The sequence below is a fragment of the Crenobacter intestini genome (genome assembly GCF_004919095.1).
Lineage (GTDB): Bacteria > Pseudomonadota > Gammaproteobacteria > Burkholderiales > Chromobacteriaceae > Craterilacuibacter > Craterilacuibacter intestini.
The window spans coordinates 1-2,794 of the sequence record NZ_STGJ01000040.1; the positions used below are offsets into that span (position 1 = coordinate 1).

General features: G+C 65.5%; 3 protein-coding genes. All 3 read right to left on the reverse strand.

Annotation, left to right across the window (positions count from 1 at the left end; all coding sequences use genetic code 11):
- Positions 1-1,368 (reverse strand): NAD(P)(+) transhydrogenase (Re/Si-specific) subunit beta (locus E5K04_RS16545; protein WP_136555942.1); only part of this gene is annotated, 1,368 nt, incomplete at its 3' end.
- 10 nt (positions 1,369-1,378) lie between these two features.
- A complete protein-coding gene (locus E5K04_RS16550; RefSeq protein ID WP_136555943.1) occupies positions 1,379-1,675 on the reverse strand; it encodes a proton-translocating transhydrogenase family protein in 297 nt (98 codons plus the stop codon).
- 13 nt (positions 1,676-1,688) lie between these two features.
- A complete protein-coding gene (locus tag E5K04_RS16555; protein ID WP_136555944.1) occupies positions 1,689-2,792 on the reverse strand; it encodes a Re/Si-specific NAD(P)(+) transhydrogenase subunit alpha in 1,104 nt (367 codons plus the stop codon).
- Positions 2,793-2,794: the final 2 nt, after the last annotated feature.

Consider the following 2,794-nt stretch of genomic DNA (forward strand, 5'->3'; position numbering starts at 1 on the left):
GTGCTCGGCGCCCTTGACCAGGTCTTCGACCACCTTCTTCGCGTCGCCGAACACCATCATGGTCTTGTCCATGTAGAAGAGCTCGTTGTCGAGGCCGGCGTAGCCGACGCTCATCGAGCGCTTGACCACGATCACGGTGCGCGCCTTGTACGCTTCCAGGATCGGCATGCCGTAGATCGGGCTCGCCTTGTCCTTCTGCGCGGCCGGGTTCACCACGTCGTTGGCGCCGATCACCAGCACCACGTCGGTGTTCGAGAAGTCGGAGTTGATCTCCTCCATCTCCTGCACCTGCTCGTACGGCACTTCGGCTTCGGCCAACAGCACGTTCATGTGCCCCGGCATGCGGCCGGCGACCGGGTGGATCGCGTAGCGCACGTTGACGCCCTTCTCGGTCAACAGCTTGGCGAACTCCTGCAGCGCGTGCTGCGCACGCGACACCGCGAGGCCGTAGCCCGGCACGATGATCACGCTGTCGGCGTTGCCCATCAGGAAGGCTGCGTCCTCGGCCGAGCCCGACTTGTAGTTCTTCGGGCCGGACGCGCCGCCACCGCCGGTCGCCGCCTCGGCGCCGAAGCCGCCCAGCAGCACCGACACGATCGAGCGGTTCATCGCCTTGCACATGATGTAGGAGAGGATCGCGCCGGACGCGCCGACACAGGCGCCGGCGATGATCAGCACCGGGTTGTTCAGCGTGAAGCCGATGCCCGCCGCCGCCCAGCCCGAGTACGAGTTGAGCATCGACACCACCACCGGCATGTCCGCGCCGCCAATCGGGATGATCAGCGTCACGCCCAGCACCAAGGCGACCGCGACCATGGCGAGGAAAGCGGCGTGCGCGTCGGTCACGAAGTACACCACGCCGAAGCCGACCATCGCGATGGCGAGCACCAGGTTCAACAGGTGCTGGCCGGCAAAGGTCACCGCCTTCGAGCCGAAGCGGCCGGAGAGCTTGCCGTAGGCGATTACCGACGCGGTGAAGGTGATCGCGCCGATGAAGGCGCCGATAAAGAGCTCGACCTTCTGCACCGGGGTGTGCGTCTCGCCGCTGTGGTAGATCGCGGCCACCGCGATCAGCACCGCCGAGAGGCCGACCAGCGAGTGCATGGCCGCCACCAGTTCGGGCATGCCGGTCATCTCAACCGTCTTTGCCTTCCAGGCGCCGATTGCGCCACCGGCGACGATGGCACCGGCGATCATGCCGAGCACCGGCTTGTCCATGATCGCGAAGGTGGTGACCACCGCGATCAGCATGCCGATCATGCCGTACAGGTTGCCGCGCAGCGCGGACACCGGGCTGGACAGCCCCTTCAGCGACAGGATGAACAGCACCGCCGCGACGAGGTAGAGAAGCGCTGAAATGTTTTCCACCTAAAGCTCCTTACTTTTTCTTCTTCTTGAACATGTCGAGCATGCGCTGGGTGACCAGGAAGCCACCGAAGATGTTGATGCTGGCGAGGAAGATGCCGATAGTGCCGAGCACCGAGGTGACGGTGATCGTCTCGCCGCCGATATCGACCACCTGCAGCATCGCGCCGACGATGATGATGCCGGAGATGGCGTTGGTCACGGCCATCAGCGGGGTGTGCAGCGCCGGGGTGACGTTCCACACCACGTGGTAACCGACGAACACCGCCAGCACGAAGATGGTGAAACTGCTGATAAACGGGTCAACCATTTGTCTTCCTTCCTTATTTTCCGAAGCGCACTTCGCCCTGGTGGGTCACCAGCGTCGCGGCGAGCAGGTCGTCTTCGAGGTCGAGCTTAAAGCCTTCCTTGCCGAGCATCAGCGAGAGGAAAGTCAGCAGGTTCTTCGAGTAGAGGCTGGACGCGTCGGCCGCGACCATGCCCGGCAGGTTGGTAAGGCCCACCACCGTCACGCCGTTTTCGGTCTGGAACACTTCACCGGCACGGGTCAGCGCGCAGTTGCCGCCCGCTTCGGCCGCGATGTCGATGATCACCGAACCCGGCTTCATCGCCGCGACCACCTCTTCGCCGATCAGGCGAGGCGCGGGGCGGCCCGGGATCAGGGCGGTGGTGATGATGATGTCGGCCGCCTTGGCGTGCTTGGCGACCAGTTCGGCCTGGCGGCGTTTGTAGTCGTCGGACATTTCCTTCGCGTACACGCCGTCGTTGGCTGCCTTCTCCTCGTCGGTCATCGGCACTTCGATGAACTTGCCGCCCAAGCTTTCGACCTGCTCCTTGGTCGACGGACGCACGTCGGTCGCCTCGACCACCGCGCCCAGGCGCTTGGCGGTGGCGATCGCCTGCAGGCCGGCCACGCCGACGCCCATGATCAGCACGCGCGCCGGCTTCACGGTGCCGGCCGCGGTCATCAGCATCGGCATGAAGCGCGGGTAGTAATGCGTCGCCAGCAGCACCGCCTTGTAGCCGGCGATGTTGTTCTGGCTGGAGAGCACGTCCATAGCCTGCGCGCGGGTGGTGCGCGGCAACAGTTCCATCGCGAACGCCGACACCTTCTTAGCGGCCAGCGCCGGGAAGGTGGTGTTCTGGTACGGCGCGAGCTGGGCCACCAGCACCGCGCCCTCCTTCATTTCGGCGATCGCGTCTTCCGCCGGCGCGCGCACGGCGAGCACGATGTCGCCCTGCGAGAGCGCCTCGGCGCGGCTCGCCGCAATGGTCGCGCCTGCTTCGACGTAGGCCGGGTCGGGAATGGCCGCGGTGAGGCCTGCCCCGCTCTCGACAACGACGCTGTGGCCAAGGCCGACGTACTTCTTGACCGTCTCCGGCGTCGCCGCGACCCGCGTGTCCGCAAGTTCGCGGACAATGGCAATGA

Bases quoted from the DNA above. Each gene is read 5' to 3' on its own strand.
- E5K04_RS16550 (WP_136555943.1), bottom strand. From the start codon at position 1,675: ATGGTTGACCCGTTTATCAGCAGTTTCACCATCTTCGTGCTGGCGGTG.